This window comes from Streptomyces sp. NP160, assembly GCF_006335115.1.
Lineage (GTDB): Bacteria > Actinomycetota > Actinomycetes > Actinomycetales > Quadrisphaeraceae > Quadrisphaera.
Genome location: NZ_VDMJ01000037.1, coordinates 59,902 through 80,254, shown reverse-complemented (window position 1 = coordinate 80,254; position 20,353 = coordinate 59,902). Strand labels below are relative to the sequence as shown.

19 protein-coding genes and 1 tRNA gene are annotated in these 20,353 nt (G+C 76.8%); 9 read left to right on the top strand and 11 right to left on the bottom strand.

Annotated features, from left to right (window positions below; translation table 11 throughout):
- Nucleotides 1-39 precede the first annotated feature (39 nt).
- On the top strand, nt 40-585 hold the full coding sequence (locus tag FHN55_RS17555) for a hypothetical protein (protein WP_139713613.1): 546 nt from the start codon (nt 40-42) through the stop codon (nt 583-585).
- Between the two features lie 158 nt (nt 586-743).
- Here FHN55_RS17555 and selD read toward each other — a convergent pair whose 3' ends face one another.
- Entirely contained in the window at nt 744-1,802 is a 1,059-nt protein-coding gene (gene selD, locus FHN55_RS17550; protein WP_139713612.1) for a selenide, water dikinase SelD, read from the bottom strand.
- Between the two features lie 77 nt (nt 1,803-1,879).
- Between selD and FHN55_RS17545 the strand changes: the two genes are divergently transcribed.
- Nucleotides 1,880-1,972: transfer RNA gene (locus FHN55_RS17545), tRNA-Sec, on the top strand.
- 81 nt (nt 1,973-2,053) lie between these two features.
- Here FHN55_RS17545 and FHN55_RS17540 read toward each other — a convergent pair.
- From FHN55_RS17540 to FHN55_RS17530, 3 genes are all read right to left on the bottom strand, one after another.
- Nucleotides 2,054-3,649 carry a methyl-accepting chemotaxis protein gene (locus FHN55_RS17540; RefSeq protein WP_139713611.1) on the bottom strand — a complete coding sequence of 532 codons (1,596 nt, stop codon included), beginning with the start codon at nt 3,647-3,649 and terminating at the stop codon, nt 2,054-2,056.
- Nucleotides 3,650-3,814: 165 nt separating this feature from the next.
- Nucleotides 3,815-4,465 (bottom strand): trimeric intracellular cation channel family protein, encoded by a 651-nt coding sequence (locus FHN55_RS17535; RefSeq protein WP_218974786.1) that lies wholly within the window; start codon nt 4,463-4,465, stop codon nt 3,815-3,817.
- Between the two features lie 141 nt (nt 4,466-4,606).
- Nucleotides 4,607-4,978, bottom strand: coding sequence for a cupin domain-containing protein (locus FHN55_RS17530; protein ID WP_139713609.1), 372 nt, complete (start codon nt 4,976-4,978; stop codon nt 4,607-4,609).
- 243 nt (nt 4,979-5,221) lie between these two features.
- Here FHN55_RS17530 and FHN55_RS17525 point away from each other — a divergent pair, with 243 nt between their 5' ends.
- From FHN55_RS17525 to FHN55_RS24175, 3 genes are all read left to right on the top strand, one after another.
- Nucleotides 5,222-5,944 (top strand): hypothetical protein, encoded by a 723-nt coding sequence (locus FHN55_RS17525; RefSeq protein ID WP_257571105.1) that lies wholly within the window; start codon nt 5,222-5,224, stop codon nt 5,942-5,944.
- Nucleotides 5,945-6,020: 76 nt separating this feature from the next.
- Nucleotides 6,021-7,478 carry an L-seryl-tRNA(Sec) selenium transferase gene (gene selA, locus FHN55_RS17520; protein ID WP_139713608.1) on the top strand — a complete coding sequence of 486 codons (1,458 nt, stop codon included), beginning with the start codon at nt 6,021-6,023 and terminating at the stop codon, nt 7,476-7,478.
- The gene (locus FHN55_RS24175; protein WP_139713607.1) at nt 7,479-9,392 is read left to right on the top strand and encodes a selenocysteine-specific translation elongation factor; all 1,914 of its coding nucleotides are present in this window, start codon (nt 7,479-7,481) and stop codon (nt 9,390-9,392) included.
- Here FHN55_RS24175 and FHN55_RS17510 read toward each other — a convergent pair.
- The 3 genes from FHN55_RS17510 to FHN55_RS17500 are packed head-to-tail and all read right to left on the bottom strand — an operon-like array spanning nt 9,376 to nt 12,172.
- Complete coding sequence (locus FHN55_RS17510) at nt 9,376-9,861, bottom strand: phosphoribosyltransferase (RefSeq protein WP_139713606.1); 486 nt, start codon at nt 9,859-9,861, stop codon at nt 9,376-9,378. The genes FHN55_RS24175 and FHN55_RS17510 overlap by 17 nt on opposite strands.
- A gap of 10 nt (nt 9,862-9,871) precedes the next feature.
- Entirely contained in the window at nt 9,872-10,750 is an 879-nt protein-coding gene (locus FHN55_RS17505; protein WP_139713605.1) for a DNA-formamidopyrimidine glycosylase family protein, read from the bottom strand.
- Nucleotides 10,751-10,792: 42 nt separating this feature from the next.
- The gene (locus tag FHN55_RS17500; RefSeq protein WP_218974784.1) at nt 10,793-12,172 is read right to left on the bottom strand and encodes an MFS transporter; all 1,380 of its coding nucleotides are present in this window, start codon (nt 12,170-12,172) and stop codon (nt 10,793-10,795) included.
- A gap of 100 nt (nt 12,173-12,272) precedes the next feature.
- Here FHN55_RS17500 and FHN55_RS17495 point away from each other — a divergent pair, with 100 nt between their 5' ends.
- The 3 genes from FHN55_RS17495 (at nt 12,273) to FHN55_RS17485 (ending at nt 14,900) form a co-directional block, all read left to right on the top strand.
- Nucleotides 12,273-12,743, top strand: coding sequence for a PPOX class F420-dependent oxidoreductase (locus FHN55_RS17495; protein WP_257571104.1), 471 nt, complete (start codon nt 12,273-12,275; stop codon nt 12,741-12,743).
- A 92-nt stretch (nt 12,744-12,835) separates the two neighbouring features.
- Entirely contained in the window at nt 12,836-13,867 is a 1,032-nt protein-coding gene (locus FHN55_RS17490; RefSeq protein WP_139713604.1) for an aldo/keto reductase, read from the top strand.
- A gap of 118 nt (nt 13,868-13,985) precedes the next feature.
- Nucleotides 13,986-14,900 (top strand): aldo/keto reductase, encoded by a 915-nt coding sequence (locus FHN55_RS17485; RefSeq protein ID WP_139713642.1) that lies wholly within the window; start codon nt 13,986-13,988, stop codon nt 14,898-14,900.
- Nucleotides 14,901-14,976: 76 nt separating this feature from the next.
- Here the strand turns inward: FHN55_RS17485 and fdhA are convergent, their stop codons facing one another.
- Complete coding sequence (gene fdhA, locus FHN55_RS17480) at nt 14,977-16,191, bottom strand: formaldehyde dehydrogenase, glutathione-independent (RefSeq protein ID WP_139713603.1); 1,215 nt, start codon at nt 16,189-16,191, stop codon at nt 14,977-14,979.
- A 145-nt stretch (nt 16,192-16,336) separates the two neighbouring features.
- On the opposite strand from fdhA, the gene FHN55_RS17475 reads away from it, so the two are divergent.
- A complete protein-coding gene (locus FHN55_RS17475) occupies nt 16,337-16,552 on the top strand; it encodes a DUF2945 domain-containing protein (protein WP_139713602.1) in 216 nt (71 codons plus the stop codon).
- Nucleotides 16,553-16,567: 15 nt separating this feature from the next.
- Here FHN55_RS17475 and FHN55_RS17470 read toward each other — a convergent pair whose 3' ends face one another.
- From FHN55_RS17470 to FHN55_RS17460, 3 genes are read right to left on the bottom strand one after another with little or no spacing between them, the layout of a single operon-like run.
- Nucleotides 16,568-17,491, bottom strand: a complete 924-nt coding sequence (locus FHN55_RS17470) for a MaoC/PaaZ C-terminal domain-containing protein (protein WP_139713601.1) — start codon at nt 17,489-17,491, stop codon at nt 16,568-16,570.
- Entirely contained in the window at nt 17,488-18,906 is a 1,419-nt protein-coding gene (locus FHN55_RS17465) for a 3-oxoacyl-ACP reductase (protein WP_139713600.1), read from the bottom strand. Before FHN55_RS17465 ends, FHN55_RS17470 begins: the two co-directional genes overlap by 4 nt.
- Nucleotides 18,906-20,285, bottom strand: a complete 1,380-nt coding sequence (locus tag FHN55_RS17460) for an acetyl-CoA C-acetyltransferase (protein WP_139713599.1) — start codon at nt 20,283-20,285, stop codon at nt 18,906-18,908. Before FHN55_RS17460 ends, FHN55_RS17465 begins: the two co-directional genes overlap by 1 nt.
- Between the last annotated feature and the right edge of the window lie 68 nt (nt 20,286-20,353).

The window sequence follows — 20,353 nt, the reverse complement described above, 5'->3', positions numbered from 1 at the left end:
TGAGCAGCTGTCACCACCCACCCACCACGGAGGTCTCCTGTGGCTCGCAACACCTTCTCTCGCTCCCTGCACGACGTCGGCCTGGCCGCCTGGTTCGGCGGGACCCTGGCCAACGCCGTCGCCCTCAACGCCGCCGCCGGCGAGGCCGACGAGAAGGACGCCGGCCGCGTCACCAACGCCGGCTGGAACCGGTGGACGCCGGTCAACGCCGTCGCCATCGGCGCGCACCTCGTCGGGTCCGTGGGCCAGCTGGCCGGCAACTCCAGCCGCCTGGCCGCGCAGCCGGGCGTCAAGACGATGTCGGCCGTGAAGACCGCGGTGACGGTGGCCGCCCTCGGCGCCACCGCGTACTCGCGGGCCCTGGGCAAGGTCGTCGACGCCGCGGGCGACCCGAAGGTCAAGGGCGGCACCAAGCCGTCCAAGCGGACCCCCGCCGAGGTGGTGGAGGCGCAGGGCAAGCTCGACCTCATGCAGTGGGTCATCCCCGCACTGACCGGCACCCTCGTCGTCATCAGCTCGTTCGCCGGGGAGCAGCAGCGCGCGTCAGAGGTGCTGCCCGGCGTCACCGGCGCCAACCGCCACTGACCCGCTCCCCCGCCGTGACCACGGACGTCCGGAGCACCGTCCGGCCGTGATCATGGACCTCCCGAGCAGGGAGGGGCGGCGCAGAGCCAGGTCCTCGTGGAGCGTCAGGTCGCCGAGGCCGGATCCGGCCTCGGCGACCTGGCGCTGCGACCGCGGCGTCAGCGGACGACGACGACGGCGCCGTCCGCCCGGCGCGGCACCAGCTCCCCCACCAGCGCCGACCCCGGCAGGGCGGCGGTGAGGTCGGCGGCCACGAGCAGCCCGCCGGAGGTCTGGGCGTCGGCGAGCAGCAGCAGCTCCTCGTCCGCGGTGCCGCCGGACGACAGGTGGGGCTGCACCCACGCGAGGTTGCGCCGCGACCCGCCCGGCACGTACCCCTGCGCCACCGAGGAGCGGACGCCGTCCAGGTACGGCACGGCCGCGGCGTCGACGACCGCTGTCACCCCGCTCGCGCGCGCCAGCTTGTACAGGTGCCCCAGCAGCCCGAACCCCGTGACGTCGGTGGCGGCGCGCGCCCCGGCGGCCAGCGCCGCGCGGGAGGCGTCGCGGTTGAGCGTGGTCATCGCGGCCACCGCCTCCTCGAACACCTCCCCGGTCGCCTTGTGCCGGTTGTTGAGCACGCCCAGCCCCAGCGGCTTGGTGAGCGTCAGCGGCTGGCCGGCCTCGCCGGCGTCGTTGCGCAGCAGGCGCGCCGGGTCGCCCAGCCCCGTGACGGCCATGCCGTACTTGGGCTCGGGGTCGTCCACCGAGTGCCCGCCCGCCACGAAGCAGCCCGCGACGCGCGCCACGTCCAGCCCGCCGCGCAGCACCTCCGCCGCCAGCTCCACCGGCAGCGGCGCGTCGCCCGTGCGGGGCCAGCACAGCAGGTTCAGCGCCACCAGGGGGTCCGCGCCCATCGCGTAGACGTCGGACAGGGCGTTGGTGGCGGCGATGCGGCCCCAGTCGTAGGCGTCGTCGACCACGGGGGTGAAGAAGTCGGTGGTCGAGACGACCGCCTTCCCGTCCCGCAGGACGACGACGGCCGCGTCGTCGCCGTCGTCGAGGCCCACGAGCAGCTCCGCGCCGTCGACGGCGGGACTGCCGGGCTGCCTGCCCACCAGACCGGCGACGGCGGCCTCCAGCTCTCCGGGCGGGATCTTGCAGGCGCACCCCCCGCCGTGGGCGTAGCTGGTCAGCCTGCGGGTGCTCTGGGCGGACGAGGCGGTGGCGGAGCTCACCCCGCACGGTAGGCACGGCGCCGTCCGCTTAGCCTGTCGGGACGGCCGCGACCCGCCTCGTGCGGGACCGGGGCCGGGGAGGCGTCTGCTCACCTGGTGGGAGTCGCGGCCTTCAAAGCCGACGAGACCGAGCACCTCGGTCTGGCGGGTTCGATCCCCGTCCGCCTCCGCTCCCCCGACGACCCCGGCGACCCCGGCGACCCGGAGGGCCCCGACGGGCGCGCCCGACCGGCGCGACCGTCGGCCTGCGCTCAGAGGCGGAACGCGGCCGCCGACGAGCGCAGCTGCTCCACCGTGGCGGTGAGCCTGTCGACGGTGGCCGTGACGCGCTCGGTGCTGCGCGCCCCGGCCTCGCCGGCGCTGGCCACGCCGTCCACCACCCCGGTGATCTCGTGGGTGCCGGCCGCGGCCTCGGCGGCGCTTCGCGCCATCTCCGAGGTGGTGGCGGTCTGCTCCTCCACGGCCGCGGCGATCGTCGCCTGGTGGCTGTCGATCGTGGCGATCACCTCGCTGATCTGCGCCATCGCCTCGCTGGCCGCGCGGCTGCCGGTCTGGATGGCGCCGACCTTGCCGGTGATGTCCTGCGTGGCCTCCGCGGTCTGGCGCGCCAGCTCCTTGACCTCCCCGGCCACCACCGCGAAGCCCTTGCCCAGCTCCCCGGCGCGGGCCGCCTCGATGGTGGCGTTCAGGGCCAGGAGGTTGGTCTGCTCGGCGATCGCGGTGATGGTCTTGACCACCGTGGCGATCGCCTCGCTCGCGCTGGTCAGCTCCGCCATGGAGGCGCTCGTGGCGTCGGCGGTCTCCACCGCGCGGCGGGAGACCTCGGCGGCCTGGACGGTCCCCTCGGCGATGGCCTGGATCGCACTACCCATCTCCGCGGCGCCGGCGGCCAGGGTGGTGACGTTGCCGGCCACCTCCCCGGCGGCGGTGCGCACGTGCTGGCCGCTGCTCACGGCGGCGGCGTTGGTGCGCGCCAGCTCCCCGGCCACCGCCGTGAGCTCGCGGCTGAGGTCGGCGACGGCGTCCGCGCCGGAGCGCAGCTCGCCGACGGTGGCGCGGGTGGCCCGGACGGCGGTCCGCAGCCCGTCGGCCACCTCGGTGAGCTCGTCACGGCCGTCGACCACCGGCTCGGCGGTCAGGTCGCCCGCGGCGAGGGCGGCGACGTCGGCGCGCAGCCGTCGCAGGGGGGTGGTGAGGCTGCGGGTGAGCACCACCAGCAGCAGCACCACCACGACCAGCGCCACGCCGAGCGCCGCGACGATGAGGGTGCGGGCCCTGGCGGCCTCGGACTGCGCGCTCGCCTGGGCCGCGGCGTCGCGGGCGTCGACGGAGTCCACGAGCTCCGCGGTCAGGTCCAGCACCTCGCCGTAGATCCCGAAGCCGGTGTCGAGCATCTCGGTCTCGGCGCCGGCGCGGTCCCCGGAGCGGTACAGGTCCACCGTGCGCTGCTCGCTGGTGAAGTAGGCCTGCCACCTGGCGGTGAGCTGGTCGTTCAGGGCCCGCTCCTCGGCGGTCATCGCTGCGGTGGGGGCCTGCGCCAGCAGCGCCTGCAGCGCCTCCTTGTCCGCGAGGAAGCCGGCGCGGTTGGCGGCGGTGTCCTCCAGGGCCGCCTCCACGCCGATCCGGTAGGTGTCGAAGGCGTAGGTGACCTGCCAGCCGGTGACATCGGCGTCGTAGTAGCGGACGTCCTGGACGTAGCGGACCACCGTGCTGACCTCGCGGGCGGTCTCGGCGGCGCGCTCCTGGCTGCGCAGCCCCACCAGACCCACGGCCCCGACGGCCACGAGCAGGGCCAGCACCACGCCCAGCGCCACCGTCAGCCTCGCTCCGACCCTCGCCCTGCGCACCGCTCCTGCCACCTCACGGCTCCCCTGCTCAGCGGCGCGCTCGCGCCGGCCCTGCTGCGGGACCGGCCGGTCCCTCAGAGGGCATCGGGCCGGGAGCGGGTCGCTTGAGGGGCCGGCACCTGCCGAGGGCGCCCCGATCCCGTGATCACCTGCCTGGCGGAGCCGTCAGGCGACCGGCGGCTGCCGCGGACCCGGCAGGTCGATGCGGCGCACCACGCCCACCATGCGCAGCGTGAAGCACAGCCCGGCCGCGACCACCGCCCAGACCGAGCCGACCCCGACCACGTCGGTGTGCGTCAGCTGGGCGGACAGGACGACGACGGTGGCGGCCAGCAGGGCCGGCACCGCGTACAGGCCCGAGCTGAGCACCTGGGGCGTGCGCCCGGTGAGCAGGTCGCGCAGGGTGCCACCGCCGATGGCCGTCAGGCCGCCGAGCAGCACCGACTGCACCGGCCCGAGGCCCGCCGCGAGCGCCGTGCCGGTGCCGGTGACGGCGAACAGGGACAGCCCGGCGGCGTCGAGCACGGTCAGCGCGCCGGCCACGCGCCGCCGCCCCATGCGGTACCCGAACAGGCAGACGAGCGCGCCGCCGGTGGCGGCGACGGCGAGGTAGCGCCAGTCCGAGAAGGTGGCCGGGGGGACCCTGCCGATGAGCAGGTCGCGCATGATGCCGCCGCCGAGGGCGGTGACGACGCCGAGGGTGACCACGCCGACCACGTCGAGGCGCGCGGTGCGCGAGGCGGTCAGCGCTCCGTCGACGGCGAAGGCGAGCACGCCGACGAGGTCGAGCACGAGCAGGAGCGTGGAGCCGGGCACCCGTCCATCGTCGGGCATCGGCCCCCTGGCAGCCGGTGGCGCCGGTGGCGCGTCGAGGTGGTGCGGCCGCCGGCCGGGGACGCGGTCCGCCGGGCTCTCAGGGCGCCGGGGGGAGGCCGCGCACCGGGCGCACCCGGTCCATCACGGCCACCAGCGCCCTCTGCAGCCACACCGGCGGGAGCGGTCGACGTCGGCCCGGAAGAGCAGCTCGTGGCGCAGCGCCGGCGCGTTGGTCTGGCGCCACCGGGCCCACCGCTCCACCTGGAAGCGGTGGCGGCTGCCCGGGGCGACGACCACCACCCCGCCGGCGGTGAGCAGGTGCACCCGGCAGTCGACCTCGACGGTGAGCTCCCCCTCGAGCACCTCGAAGGTCGCCGTCACCACCGGGTGCCAGTGGGTGGCGTCCTGCGCCATCCGCGCCGTCGTCCAGTGGACGACCTGCCGGGCCCCGCCCGTGGACTGCGACGTCTCGACGAACTCCGCGACGAAGGACCCGTCGCCGGTGCCCAGCACCTCGCCCGGCCGCGCGCCCCCGGGCGGACCCTGGTCCGAGGACTCGCGCCACGAAGCCCTCGTGCAGCCGGGGTGCGCCCGGGCGCGCCGGAGGGGCCGGGCCCGCGTGCTGCGGGTGCGGCGCAGCGCCGGGGTGCCTAGCGTTGCCGGGGGTCCACGGCAGGGCCGCCCCCGGACCCCCAGGAGCCTGCCGTGCCCGTCATGAGCTGTTCGTCATGAGCTGTTCGTCATGAGCGCCGCGCCGTGAGACGCGGGGGGCGCTCAGGCACCATCACGACCGGTCCGCCCCGGGGACGCCGCGGGGAGCTGCGGTGGCCACCGGCGCTGGCCCTCGTCCTGGCCGGGACGCTGTACGCGCTGCTGCCGCACCGCCTCCTCCTCGGTGAGCGCTGGCTGGTGCCCGCCCTCGAAGCGGTCCTCCTCGTCGCCATCGTCGCCGGCAACCCCGTCCGCCTGACGCGCCAGACGCGCACCTCGCGCAGCGCGGCCCTGGCGCTGACCACCCTGGTGGTGGTCACCAACCTGGTCGCCCTCGCCCGCTCCGTCCACGAGCTCGTCTCCGGCGGCTCCCACAGCGGTGGCAGCGAGCTCGCTGCAGCGCTGGCGATCTGGACCACCGGCGTGCTCGGGTTCGCCGTCCTCTACTGGGAGCTGGACCGCGGAGGCCCGGTCTCCCGCGCCACCCTCGGCCGTGCCGAGCTGCCGGGGGCCGACTGGCGCTTCTCCCAGGACGAGAACCTCCACACGGTGGTCGAGGTGGCGCGCGGCTCCAGCGAGGGGTCGGACTGGACCCCCCGCTTCGGCGACTACCTCTACCTCTCGCTGAGCGGCTCGAGCGCCTTCTCGCCCACCGACACCATGCCGCTCACGCACCCCGCGAAGGCGCTCATGGGCGTGGAGGCGACGGCGGCCCTCATGACGTCGCTGCTGGTGGTCTCCCACGCCGTCGGCCAGCTGGGCAGCTGAGCGGCCACCGGCGCGGTGGGGCGCGGACCGGTGGAGCGGGAGCGCGCGGACCGCGGGCGCTTCCTAGGGTGAGGTGGTGCCGCCCGGTCCCGACGTCCGCCGCCAGGTGCCGCGCACCGACGCGGTGCTCGACTCCCCCGCCCTCGCCGAGGCGCGGCAGCGCCTCGGCCGCTCGCTGGTGCGCGCCGCCGTCGGCCGCGCCCAGCAGCGCGTGCGGGACGGAGCCCTCGACCCGGACCTCGACGTCGTCGTCGCGGCCGTCCTGGCCGACCTGCCGCCCACCGCGTCCACGCTGCGACCGGTCATCAACGCCACCGGCGTGCTGCTGCACACCAACCTGGGCCGGGCGGCCCTGTCGCAGGCCGCGGTGCAGGCGGTGGTCGACGCCGCCGGCACCACCGACGTCGAGCTGGACCTCGCCACCGGGCGCCGCGCCCGCCGCGGCCGCGGCGCCACGGGCGCTCTGGCCGCCGCCGTCCCCGACGCCGAGGCCGTGCACGTGGTCAACAACGGAGCCGCCGCCCTGGTGCTCGCCGCCACGGCGCTGGCGGGGGGCGGGCTCGACCGCGACGTCGTCATGAGCCGCGGGGAGATGGTGGAGGTCGGCGACGGGTTCCGGCTGCACGAGCTGGTCGCCTCCACCGGGGCCCGGCTGCGCGAGGTCGGCACCACCAACCGCACCACCGCCGCTGACGTGGCGGCGGCGTTCGAGGCCGCCGAGCGCGAGGGCCGTCGCGTGGGCCTGGTGATGAAGGTGCACCCGTCGAACTTCCGCGTGGAGGGCTTCACCTCCGCGCCGAGCACCACCGACCTCGCCCGCGTCTGCGCCGCGGCTCCGGGGGGCCCGGTGCCGCTGCTCGTCGACACCGGCTCCGGGCTGCTCGCCCCGCGCCGCGACCTCCCCGACGAGCCCGACGCCGCCACCGCCCTGCGGGCCGGTGCGGACCTGGTCACCGCCAGCGGCGACAAGCTGCTCGGCGGCCCGCAGGCCGGGCTCGTCCTGGGACGCGCGGACCTCGTGGAGCGGCTGCGCCGCCACCCCCTGGCCCGTGCGCTGCGCGTGGACAAGCTCACGCTCGCCGCGCTGGAGGCCACGCTCACCGGCCCGCCTCCCCCGGTCCTCGCGGCGCTCGAGGCCGACGTCGACGGGCTGCGGGAGCGGGCGCGCCACTGCGCGGCGGTCATGCGGACGGCCGACCCCGAGCTCGACGTCCACGTGGTCGACAGCGAGGCCGTGGTCGGCGGGGGCGGGGCCCCCGGCGTCGTCCTGCCCTCGGTGGCCCTCAGCCTGCCGGCGGCGTTCGCCGAGCCGCTGCGCCACCCGCGCCGCGCCGTCCCCACCGAGCTCGGCCCGGTCGCCGCCCGGGACCCGGGGCCGGTGGGCGCGCCCGTGCTGACCCGTGTGGAGGGAGGGCGCTGCCTGCTCGACCTGCGCGCCGTCCCCCAGGACGACTGGGGGGCACTGCGCCTGGCCGTGCGGCTCGCCGCCCGCGCGGTGGCGGACCCCGGCGTCTTCGTCCGCCGGGACGCCTGAGTGCACGTCGTCGCCACCGCCGGGCACGTCGACCACGGCAAGTCCGCGCTGCTGCGCGCCCTGACGGGCACCGACCCCGACAGGCTCGCCGAGGAGCAGCGGCGCGGCATGACCACCGACCTCGGCTTCGTGCGGACCCGCCTGGACTTCGAGGACGGCCAGGACGACGTCGCGTTCGTCGACGTCCCCGGCCACGAGAGGTTCGTGCCGACCATGCTCGCCGGCGTCGGCCAGGTGCCCGCCGTGGTGCTCGTCGTGGCCGCCGACGGCGGGTGGATGCCCCAGACGGGCGAGCACGTCGACGCCCTCGCGGCGCTCGGCGTGCGCCGCGGCCTCCTGGTGCTCTCCCGCGCCGACCTCGCCGACCGCGCCCAGCGCGACCGCGTCCTGGCGCGGGCGGCCCGCGAGCTGGAGGGCACGGGCCTGGAGGGCCTGGTCCGGGTCGAGGCGAGCGCGGTCACCGGCGAGGGCCTGCCGGCGCTGCGCACCGCCCTGGCCCGCGTGCTGGCCGCCGCCCCCCGGCCCGACCCGACCGCACCCGTGCGCCTGTGGGTGGACCGCAGCTTCACCGTCCGCGGCGCGGGCACCGTGGTCACGGGCACGCTGGCCGCCGGCACCGTGACCGCGGGCGACGAGCTCGCCCTTCCCGACGGCACGCGAGTCAGAGTCCGCGGCCTGCAGACCCTCGACACCCCCGTCGCCGTCGCCGCGGGACCGGCGCGGGTGGCGCTGAACCTGCGCGGGGTGGCGGCCGGCGCCGTCCGCCGCGGCACCGCGCTGAGCACCCCGGGCACCACCACGACGACGACGAGCGCGGACGTCCGGCTGCTGCCCGTCCCCGGTAGGGGGGACGGGGACGGCGCCGGTGGCGAGGACCGCTGGCCCGAGCACCTCGTGCTGCACCTCGGGACCGCCACCGTGCCCGTGCGCGTCCGCCCCCTCGGAGGGCGGCACGCGCGGCTGTCGCTGGCGTCCCCGTTGCCGCTGCGCACCGGTGACCGCGGTCTGGTCCGCGACCCCGGCGGCCACCGGGTGCTGGCGGCGGCGCTGGTGCTGGACCCCGTGCCGCCGTCCCTGTCGCGCCGGGGCGCCGCGCGCGAGCGCGCGGCGGTGCTGGCCGGGCTCAGTGGGGCGTCGGCCGTGGGGGGCGACCCCGCCGGAGAGCTGGACCGCCGCGGGCAGGTGACCGGCTCGCAGCTGCACGCGCTGGGGCTGCGGCGCGAGGCCGTGGAGGCGCTGGCCGCCGCACCGGGCGTGCTCGCCGACGGGGACCACCTCCTCTCACCGGCCCTCGCGGACGCCCTCCGGGGACGGCTGGCCGGGGAGGTGGCCGCGCACCTGCGCGAGCACCCGCTGGAGCCCGGCCCGCCGGTGGAGGTGGTGCGGCGCCGGCTCGGGCTGGCCTCTGCGGGTCTGGTGGCGGCGCTGGTGAGGTCCCCGGCGACGGCGGGGACGCCGGTGGCGTCCGCGGGCGGGGCCCGTCCGCCGCTGGCAGTGAGGGAGGGGCGACTCGTGGCTGGCGGCGCTCCGGCCGGCCCGGCGCTGCCGCCCGCGGTGGAGAGGGCCGTGGCGCAGGTGCTGGCTGACCTGAGCCGCGAGCCGTACGCGGCGCCGGAGGCGCACCGGCTGCGCGACCTGGGGCTGGGGTCCCGTGAGCTGGCGGCCGCGGTGCGCGCGGGGGCGCTGGAGCGCGTGGCCGAGGGCGTCTACCTGGCGGCTGGTGCCGTGCAGGCGGCGCCTTCGGTGCTGGCGGCGCACCTCGAGGACGCGTCAGCGGTGTTCACCGCGAGCGAGGCGCGGCGGGCCCTGGCCACCACGCGCCGCGTCGTCGTCCCCCTGCTGGAGCTGCTGGACCGGCGCGGTGCCACGCGTCGGCACCCCGACGGAACGCGCGCCCTCATTCCCCCGCGGTGACGGGGCCCTGGGCTGACCAGGGGAAGTCGATCCAGCGGTCGGTGCGCTTCCACACGTACTCGCAGGCGACGATGGAGCGGGGCTTGTCGTAGATGACCGCGCTGCGGACCTCGCTGACGTGGCCGGCGCAGAAGTCGAGCACCATGCGCAGCGTCCGGCCGGAGTCGGCGACGTCGTCGACGACGAGCACGCGGCTGCCCGCGATGTCGACGGCCTGCAGGACCGGCGGCAGCACCACCGGGACGGGCAGGCGCTCGTCGACGCCGGTGTAGAACTCCACGTTCATCACGGCGGTGTTCTTCACCCCGAGGGCGTACGCGAGGGCACCGCCGGGGACGAGCCCGCCGCGGGCGATCGCGAGGACCACCTCGGGCTCGTAGCCGCTGTCGGCGACCTGCTGCGCCAGCTCGCGCACCGCCGTCCCGAACAGGTCCCAGGTCAGCACCTCGCGGGGGGCGTCGCTCGTCACGCCCGCCACCCTAGGGCCGGCCGGCGCGGTCCAGGGGGGACGGCCCCGGCTGGCAGTGGGGGCACCACCAGGTGCGGCGGCGGACGCCGGTGGCCGCGTCGTCGTCCTCGCCGAACGCCCGCGCCGCGCCGGGCACCTCGGCGACCACCTCGACCCGGGTGCCGCACCGCCGGCAGGGCTGGCCGGCCCGTCCGGCCACCCAGTGCTCCTGGCCGGGGCGGGTGTTGCCGGTGGTCACCTGGTAGCCGGTGACGCCGCTCGCCGAGGCGCGCAGCGCGCGGGCGGCGCGCACCACCAGGCGCCGCGCGCCGTCCTCACCCAGGTCTGCGACGGGCGTCCACGGGCTGCGCCCGGTCAGGAAGCACAGCTCGTTGGCCCACAGGTTGCCCAGGCCGGCGACGAGCCGCTGGTCGAGCAGGGCCGCGGCGAGCGGGCGCGCCGGGTCCGACAGCAGGCGGGCCGCGGCGGCGGGCACGTCGAGCGCGGGGTCGAGCAGGTCCGGGCCCAGGTGGCCGGTGGCGCGGTCCTCGTCGGCGGTGCGCAGCAGCTCCACCACCGGCATGCGCAGGCCCGCGGCGGTGCGCTGCTCGTCGGTGACCAGCAGCACGCGCACGTCGGGCACCAGGCGGGAGGGCAGCCGCCTGCCGGGGCCGAGCAGCGCCCACTCCCCGTCCATGAGCAGGTGCGTGTGGAGGGTGAGCGCCTCGCCGGCGAGGTCGAGGCGGGTCAGGAGGTGCTTGCCGTGGGTGGCGATGCCGAGCACGCGGGCGCCGGCGAGGTCGGCGGTGGCGTGCGCGGGCACGTTGAGCCGGCCATGGACGAGGGTGCGGCCCTCGAGCAGCGGGCGCATGCGCTGCGCGAGCCGCGCGACGGTGTCTCCCTCGGGCACCGCCCGATCCTCACCCCCCGCGCCCCTGCCGGCGAGGCGGCGTCAGCTGCGGGGTGCGGGCTCGGAGAGGCGGACGGCGGCCACGCAGGAGGTGGCGCCGGCCTCCCCCGCCAGGCGCAGCGCCTCCAGCACCAGCGACGGCTCGTGCTCCGCCGCGCGGCGGGCTGCGCGCGCCCGCGCCACCTCGGCCAGGCGCGCCGCGGGCTGCGGCGCGCCGTGCAGCAGCACGACCGCCACGAGCGCCACCAGCGAGCCCGCCGCGGCCAGCCCCGCGCCCACCACCATCGTGGCGCGCAGCCCGAACCCCGCGGCCAGCACCTGGGCGCCGGCGGCGGCGCCGAGGGCGTTGGCGGCGTTGAAGGCGGCCTGGTTGAACGCCGAGGCCATGAGGCCGGAACCCGGCGCCACGGAGATGGTGCGGTTCATCAGGGCCGGGCCCACGAAGAACGCCAGGACGGCGAAGACGACCAGCGCCACCAGCGCGCCGGCCTTCGAGCCCGACAGCGCCAGGAGCAGCAGGCACGCCGCGCCCAGGCCCAGCAGCCCGAGCACCACCGAGCCCTCGGGGAACCTGTCGGCGGTGCGCCCGCCCAGCAGGGTCCCGGCGACCGTGCCCAGCCCGTAGACCACGAGCACCCACGCCACCGCGCCCGCGGAGAAGCCGGCGACGTCGGTGAGGATCGGGGCGACGTAGCTGTAGACGGCGAACAGCCCGCCGGTGCCGATGGCCGTGGCCGCCAGCGTCAGCAGCACCTGCGGGCGGACCAGGTCCGCCATCTCGCGGCGCAGGGGCGTGGCGGTGTCGCGGCGCAGCGGCACCCAGCGCAGCACCGCGAGGGCGGTGGCCACGCCGAGCAGGCCGATGGCGGCGAAGGCCCAGCGCCACCCCAGCTGCTGGCCGAGCAGCGTGCCGACGGGCACGCCGAGCACCTGCGCCACCGTGAGGCCGGTGAAGACGCGGCTGATGGCGCTGGCCGCCTTCCCGGGCGGCGCGAGCCGGCTCGCCACGACGGCGGCCACGCCGAAGAAGGACCCGTGCGAGAGGCCCGTGACGAAGCGGCCCACGAGCAGGCCGTCGTACCCGGGCGCCAGCGCGGTCACCGCGTGCCCGAGCACGAACAGGGCCATGAGGCCGGTGAGCACCCGCTGGTGGGGGAAGCGCGTGGACAGGGCGGTGAGCGTGGGGGCGCCGACGACGACGCCGAGGGCGTACGCGGAGATGGCGTAGCCGACCGCCGGCACGGACACGCGCAGGTCGGCGGCGATCTCGGGCAGCAGACCCATCATGAGGAACTCGGTGGAGCCGATGGCGAAGGCGCCGATCGCCAGCGCGAGCAGCGCCGGTCCGGGCCGGGCGGCAGCGCTGCCCGCGAGCGTGGAGCCCCCCTCGGAGGTGCTGGGGGCGTGCTGGGGTGCGTCCACGGGGTGCGCGGCCTCCGGTCTGGCGTGCGGGTGGGCGGGGCGGTCTCGGGTCGGCTGCGCTGTCGTCCCACGAGCATCCTCCCAGCCCTAGGGTGGCGCCGTGGCCATCCACGCCGAAGCGGCCGACTCGGCGGCGCTCATCGCGCTGAGCCGTCACAGCTACGTCCGCCTGACGACGTTCCGCCGCACCGGCGTACCGGTGCCCACCCCGGTGTGGGTGGTGGCGGACAGGTCCGCGCTCGGCGGCCGCGACGGCGACCTGCTGGTCATCACCGGCGCCCAGGCCGGCAAGGTCAAGAGGCTGCGGCACAACGGCCGGGTGCTGCTCGTCCCGTGCGACCGCCGCGGGAGGGCCGACCCCGCGGCCACCGAGCTGGAGGCGCTCGCCGAGGTGGTGGTCGACCCGGCCGTGGTCCGCCGGCTGCGCCTGCTCGTGCAGATCAAGCACCCGCTGCTGGGCCGGCTGCTGCTCGGCGGCCAGCGCGCCGGCGCTGCGGCGGCGCGCAGGCGCGGGAAGACGCCGCCGGAGCAGGTGGCCCTGCGCATCCACCCGCTGCAGCCCGCCGCGTAGCCGCGCGGCGGCCGGGGACCGGCCGCGCCCGTCGTCGTCCTCGCGCCGCCCCGGGGTGCGTGATCGCCGGAGCAGGCGCAGCGTGGGCGGACGTGGACACCCGCACACTGGGACGCACCGGCGTCCAGGTCAGCCCCCTCTGCCTCGGCGCCATGATGTTCGGCGCGTGGGGCAACCCCGACCACGACGAGTCGGTCCGGATCATCCACCGCGCGCTCGACGCCGGCGTGAACTTCGTCGACACGGCCGACGTGTACGCGCAGGGCGAGAGCGAGGAGATCGTCGGCAGGGCCCTGCAGGGGCGGCGCGACGAGGTGGTGCTCGCCACCAAGGCCCACGGCCAGATGGGCGAGGGCGTGAACCGCCAGGGCAACTCGCGGCGCTGGCTGGTCAGGGAGGTCGAGGACAGCCTGCGGCGGCTCCAGACCGACTGGATCGACCTCTACCAGGTCCACCGCCCCGACCCGACCGTGGACACCGAGGAGACCCTGTCGGCGCTGACGGACCTGCAGCGCGCCGGGAAGATCCGGTACTTCGGCTCCTCGACGTTCCCCGCCCACGAGGTGGTCGAGGGCCAGTGGGTCGCGAAGGAGCGCGGGCTGTCGCGCTACGTCACCGAGCAGCCGCCGTACTCGATCCTCGTGCGCGGGGTCGAGCGCGACCTGCTGCCCGTGGCGCAGCGGTACGGCATGGGCGTGCTGCCGTGGAGCCCGCTGGCCGGCGGCTGGCTCACCGGGCGCTACCGCAAGGGCATGGACGCGAGCAGCGCCCCGGTCTCCAGCCGCGCCCAGCGCATCCCCGCGCGCTTCGACCTGTCCCTGCCGGACAACCAGCGCAAGCTCGAGGCCGCCGACGCCCTCGCCGTGCTCGCCGAGGAGGCCGGCCTGTCGCTGGTGCACCTGGCGCTGGCGTTCGTGCTGCGCCACCCGGCCGTGACCAGCCCGATCATCGGGCCGCGGACCATGGAGCAGCTGGAGAGCCAGCTCGGCGCCGTCGACGTGGTGCTCACCGACGACGTGCTGGACAGGATCGACGAGATCGTGCCCCCGGGCACGACGCTCGCCGCCGCCGACGCCGGCTACGCCCCGCCGTCCCTCACCGACGCCTCGCTGCGCCGCCGCTGACCCCCATCCCCCTCCGACGATCGAGGAAGTCGTGCCCGTGACGACCACCGACCCCACCGCCCAGCGCGCCCCCCGGCGCCTGCGCGACCTGTCCGTCTCACCCCTCGGCCTCGGCTGCATGGGGATGAGCGAGTTCTACGGCTCTGCCGACGCCCGCGACGACGAGGAGTCGGTGCGCACCGTCCACCGCGCCCTCGACCTGGGCATCACGCTGCTCGACACCGCCGACATGTACGGCCCCTTCACCAACGAGCGGCTGGTCGGGCGGGCCATCGGCTCGCGCCGCGAGGAGGTGGTGCTCGCCACGAAGTTCGGCAACGAGCGGCGCGGAGACGGCACCCGGCGCGTCAACGGCCGACCCGAGTACGTGCGCGCCGCCTGCGACGCGTCGCTGGAGCGGCTCGGGGTCGACCACATCGACCTCTACTACCAGCACCGGGTCGACACGACCGTGCCGGTGGAGGAGACGTGGGGCGCCATGAGCGAGCTGGTGACGGCCGGCAAGGTGCGCTTCCTCGGCATCTCCGAGGCCGCGCCGGAGACCGTCCGGCGCGCTGACGCCGTCCACCCGGTCACGGCGCTCCAGACGGAGTGGAGCCTGTGGACGCGCGACGTGGAGTCCGACGGGGTGCTCGACACCGTGCGGGAGCTGGGGATCGGCTTCGTGCCGTACGCCCCGCTGGGCCGCGGGTTCCTCACCGGGGCGATCACGTCCCCGGACGACTTCCGCCGGAACAACCCCCGCTTCCAGGGCGAGGCCTTCGCCGAGAACCTGCGCATGGTCGACCGGGTGCGCGCCATCGCCGACGAGAAGGGCTGCACGCCGGCGCAGCTGGCGCTGGCGTGGGTCCTCGCCCAGGGCCCCGACGTCGTCCCGATCCCCGGCACCACGAAGGTGTCGCGCCTGGAGGAGAACGTCGGGGCGCTGGACGTCCACCTGACCGCGGACGACCTGGCTCGCCTGGACGAGGCGGCGCCGGCCGGCGCCACCGCCGGCGAGCGCTACCCCGACATGAGCAGCGTCCGCCGCTGACCCGCCGCGCCCCCGACCGTGATCATGGGCGTCCGCCACCCCGGGCAGGGTGGCGGACGCCCATGATCACGAGGGGTCAGCGCCCGATGACGCCGTGCGGGTCGAGCACGTACTTCTTGGCCGCGCCCTTGTCGAAGTCGGCGTAGCCCTGCGGGGCCTCGTCCAGGCCGATCGGGGTGGCGTTGACGGCCTTCGCGATCTGCACCCTGTCGTGCAGGATCGCCATCATGAGACCGCGGTGGTACTTCATCACCGGGCACTGGCCGGTGGTGAAGCTCAGCGACTTCGCCCACCCCGTGCCCAGGTCGAGCGAGAGCGCGCCGCGCTTGGCGGCCTCGTCCACGCCGCCCGGGTCACCGGTGACGTACAGGCCAGGGATGCCGAGCGCGCCGCCCGCCGTCGTCAGCTCCATGAGGGAGTTGAGCACGGTGGCGGGGGCCTCGGAGCCGGAGCCGGAGCCGTGCCCGCGGGCCTCGAAGCCCACGGCGTCCACGCCGCAGTCGACCTCCGGCACGCCGAGGATCTGCTCGACCTGGTCCTTGGGGTCGCCCTTGGAGACGTCGACGGTCTCGCAGCCGAAGCTGCGGGCCTGCGCCAGGCGGTCCTCGTTGAGGTCGCCGACGATGACGACGGCGGCGCCGAGCAGCTGCGCGCCGGCCGCCGCGGCCAGGCCCACCGGGCCGGCGCCGGCGATGTACACGGTGCTCCCCACGCCCACGCCGGCGGTGACGCAGCCGTGGAAGCCGGTGGGGAAGATGTCGGACAGCATCGTCAGGTCGAGGATCTTCTCCATCGCCTGGTCCCTGTCGGGGAACTTCAGCAGGTTCCAGTCGGCGTAGGGCACGAGCACGTACTCGGCCTGGCCGCCCACCCAGCCGCCCATGTCGACGTACCCGTAGGCCGAGCCCGGGCGGTCGGGGTTGACGTTGAGGCAGATGCCGGTCTTGCGCTCCTTGCAGTTGCGGCAGCGGCCGCACGCGATGTTGAAGGGCACCGACACGAGGTCGCCCTCCTTGATGAACTCCACGTCCGGCCCGACCTCGACCACCTCGCCGGTGATCTCGTGGCCCAGCACCAGGCCCTCCGGCGCCGTGGTGCGGCCGCGGACCATGTGCTGGTCGGAGCCGCAGATGTTGGTGGAGACGGTCTTGAGGACGACGCCGTGCCGCACCGGGCGGCCCACGTTGGCCGGGTTGACGCCCGGTCCGTCCTTGAGCTCGAACGTGGGGTAGTCGATGTCGATGACGTCCACGCCGTGGCCGTTGTAGGCCACCGCCCGGTTGCTGCTCATGCGCGCACCTCCCGTGGGCGGGCAGCGGCGTCACCGACGACGTCGCTGTCCCGGTGGTACCGACCGTAGGCAGCCGATCACCGGCCGGCAACCCGTCCCCCGTCCGGCCACGTGTGAACCGCCGCGAGCTGGGCATCGGGGGGCCATGGCTGAGGAGCAGACCCTCCGCAAGGGCGACGACGTCGAGTGGTCGTCGCACGGCAACACCGTCGAGGGCACGGTCGAGAAGAAGATCACCGAGGACACGGAGGCCGGCGGCCGCAAGGTCAAGGCCGACAAGGACGACCCCCAGTACCTCGTCAAGAGCGACAAGACCGGCAAGGAGGCCGTCCACAAGCCGGACGCCCTCGACAAGGCCTGAGCGGCACCCCCGTGGTCACGAAGGGGGAGCGAGGGGGGCGGTGACGGCCGTGAGGTGGACCCGGGCGCCCGGCTGGGGCGAGCCCGAGCGCACCGCGAGCGACCAGCCGCCGCGCCCGCCGCCCAGCGGCTCCACGCACAGGGCCGCGCGGGAGCCGAGCAGCAGCGCCGAGCCCCAGCGGGCGCGCACCTCGACGGCGGGACCGAGCTGCGGCTCCACCTGGCCGAGGGCGCGCGCCAGGGTCCACATCCCGTGCGCGATGGCGCCGCGGAAGCCGGACGCCCTCGCCGCCAGCGCCGACAGGTGGATCGGGTTCACGTCGCCGCTCACCGCTGCGTAGCGGCGGCCCGCGCCGGTGGGGACGAGCCACCGAGCCGCCGTGCGGGAGGCCGGACCGGGCAGCTCGAGCGGTGGGCGCCGCTCGGACGCCGCGGCAGCGCCGGGACCGGCGCTCGCGTCGCGGGCGAGGTAGCCGCTGGTGCCCTCCCACACCACCTCGCTGCCGCTGGTCAGCACGGACTCCAGCTCGACCACGGCCCCCTTGGTGTGGGGCAGCGGCCTGCGCGCGGTGACGCGCACGTCGACCCGCTCCCCGGGGGCGAGAGCGCGGTGCTGGCGCACCAGCTGGGTCACGTGCACGAGGCCGGGCAGCGGCAGGGGGAAGGCGTCGGCGGAGAGCAGCTCCAGCTGCGCCGCGAAGGCCAGCAGGTGCGGTCCCAGCACGGGCAGCACCGGGCGCAGCGGCACCCCGGTGGCCCGGGCCAGCGCGGCCGCCCGGTCAGCGCTGACGCTGACGCCGGTGTGCACGAGCGCGGAGCCCGGGCCGCTCGGCAGCACCAGCGGCTCACCCGCGGCGGCGGCGGCGCGCACCGCGGCGCCCTTGCGCCGTGCGGACAGCACCGCCCGCGCGTACACGGGGGTCAGGGACCGGCCGCTCACGCGCCCACCAGCGCCTGGCCGCAGACCCTGACCACCTGACCGGTGACGCCCGCGCTGGCGGGCTCGGCCAGCCAGGCCACGGTCTCGGCGACGTCCACGGGCAGCCCGCCCTGCTGCAGGCTGGCCGTGCGCCGTCCCAGCTGGCGCAGCACCGGCGGGATCCTGGCGGTCATCTCGGTCTCGACGAAGCCCGGCGCCACCGCGTTGGCCGTCGCTCCGACCTCCGCCAGGCGCGGCGCGAGCGCCCGCACCATGCCGGCGACGCCCGCCTTGGACGCCGCGTAGTTGGCCTGGCCGCGGTTGCCCGCCAGCCCGGACGTGGAGGAGACGCCCACCACGCGCGCGCCCGCACCGAGCAGCCCGGCGTCCAGGAGCGCACCGGTCAGGCGCAGCGGTGCCGCGAGGTTCACCGCCAGCACGGCCTCCCACCGGGCGGCGTCGAGGTTGACCAGCAGCCGGTCGCGGGTGATGCCGGCGTTGTGGACGACGACGAGCCGGTCGCCCGCGGGCCCGTCCAGCACCCGACGCAGGTGCTCCACCAGGCGCGTCGGCGCGTCGGCGGCGGTCACGTCGAGCGCGAGCGCCTGCCCGGCCACGCCGTTGGCGGTGCGGGCCAGGTCGCCGCTGGCGGCGGGCACGTCCACGGCGACCACGCGGGCGCCCTGACGGGCGAGCACCTGCGCCGTGGCCCGTCCGATGCCGCGGGCGGCCCCGGTGACGACGGCGACGGCGCCGTCCAGCGGTCGCTCGGAGGCGGTGCCCCCGTCGTCGTCGCCAGCGGTGCCGGGCGCGACCTCGACGACCTGCCCGTCGACGAAGGCCGACCGCGCCGAGGCGAGGAAGGCCAGCGGCCCGGCCAGGTCGCCGGCCCCGGCACCGGGGGCCAGGCGCAGGAGGTTGGCGGTGGCCCCGGCGCGCAGCTCCTTGCCCACCGTGCGCGTGATGCCCTCCAGGCCCTGCTGGACGGCCGCGGTCTCGACGGCGGCGGCACCCCCACCGGCGGCCGGGGTGCGTCCGACGAGCAGCACCCGGGCGCTCGGCCCCAGCCGCCGCACGGCGGGCCCGAGGGCCAGGCCGAGCGCGGCGAGGTCGGCGGTGCTGGTCGCGCCGGTGGCGTCGACCACCACGGCGCCCAGGCGCTCGCCGTCGGGCACGGCGGACAGCTCCAGCGCCACGTCGGCACCCGCGCGGGCCAGGACCGAGGCGAGCGCGCCGCCGGCCTCGCGCGTGCGGAACGCGGACAACCCGGTGCCGAGGGTGAGCACGAGCGCGGGACCGGGCAGCAGCGGAGCTCCGGCCTCGAAGCGGCGCAGCACCGCGGGGCGCGGCAGCCCTGCCCGGCGGGCGAGCGCCGCACCGGGGGCGGTGCGCACCAGCTCGGCGTACAGGTCGCGGGGCTGTGCCGGGCGCGCCATCACGCCGCCTCCAGCGCCATGACCACGCCCTGCCCGCCGGCGGCGCACACGGAGATGAGCGCGCGGGGCCTGTGCTGGTGGGGCGCTGCGCCGTCGCCGGTGCCGCGCGAGACCGAGAGCTGGTGCAGCTGCTTGGCGGCCGTGGCGAGCACGCGCCCGCCGGTCGCGGCGAACGGGTGGCCGGTGGCCAGGGAGGAGCCGACGGGGTTCAGGCGGGTCCTGTCGACGGCGCCGAGGGCGGGCCGGCCGAGCCGCTGCTGGCAGAACTCCTCGGACTCCCACGCGGCCAGGGTGGCGAGCACGGTGGAGGCGAAGGCCTCGTGGACCTCCAGGACGTCGGCGTCCTGCAGCGTCCACCCGATCCGGTCCAGCAGGCGCGGCATGGCGTAGACGGGGGCGGTGAGCAGCCCGTCGGTGCCGGTGACGAAGTCCACCGCGGCCGACTCCGCGTCCACCACCCGCGCCAGCACGGGCAGCGAGTGCTGCTCGGCCCACTCGCGGGTGGCCAGCAGGACGACGGCGGCGCCGTCGGTCAGCGGCGTGGAGTTGCCGGCGGTCATGGTGGCGGCGCCGGTCTGGTCCGCGGGCAGGTCGCGGCCGAACGCGGGCTGCAGCGCGGCGAGCGCCTCCACGCTGGTGGAGGGCCGCAGCACGTCGTCGCGGCGCAGCCCCAGGCAGCTGGTGACGAGGTCGTCGAAGAAGCCCTCGTCCCAGGCCCTGGCGAGGGCGTGGTGGCTGCGGGCGGCCAGCCCGTCCTGCGCGGCGCGGCTGACGCCCCAGGCGGCGGCGGTCAGCGCCGCGTGCTCCCCCATCGACAGCCCGGTGCGCGGCTCGGCGTTGCGCGGGGCCTCGATGCGCACGGCTCCGGGGCGCAGGCCGGCGAGCGCCCTGAGGCGCTGCGGCACCGAGCGCGCGGAGCGGGTGGCGAGGAGGGTGCGGCGCAGGTCGTCGCTGACGGCGAGAGGGGCGTCGCTGGCGGAGTCGGCGCCTCCGGCGACACCCGCGTCGATCTGGCCGACGCGGATGGCGTTGGCCACGATGACCGCCGCCTCCAGGCCGGTGGCGCACGCCATCGACAGGTCCGTGGTGGGCGTGGTGGGCGCCAGCGCGCTGGACAGCAGCGCCTCGCGGGTGAGGTTGAGGTCGGTGCTGTGGCGCAGCACGGAGCCGGCGACGACCGCGCCGAGGCGCTCCCCCGCCAGGCCGGTGCGGGCGGTGAGGCCGTCCAGCGCGGCGGCGAGGAGGTCCTGGCTGGAGGCGCGCGCGTAGGCGCGCCCGGCCCGGGAGAAGGGGGTGCGGTCCGCGGCGACGACGACGGCGTCGCGCAGTCCCGTCGGCGGGGCCGCGGAGGCGGAGGAGGGAGCGGTGGAGGTGGCCACCCGCCGACGGTACCGGCAGCCGTGGTCTATCCGGTACTGGAGGTAGCGGGTACTGCGGGTACCGGGTT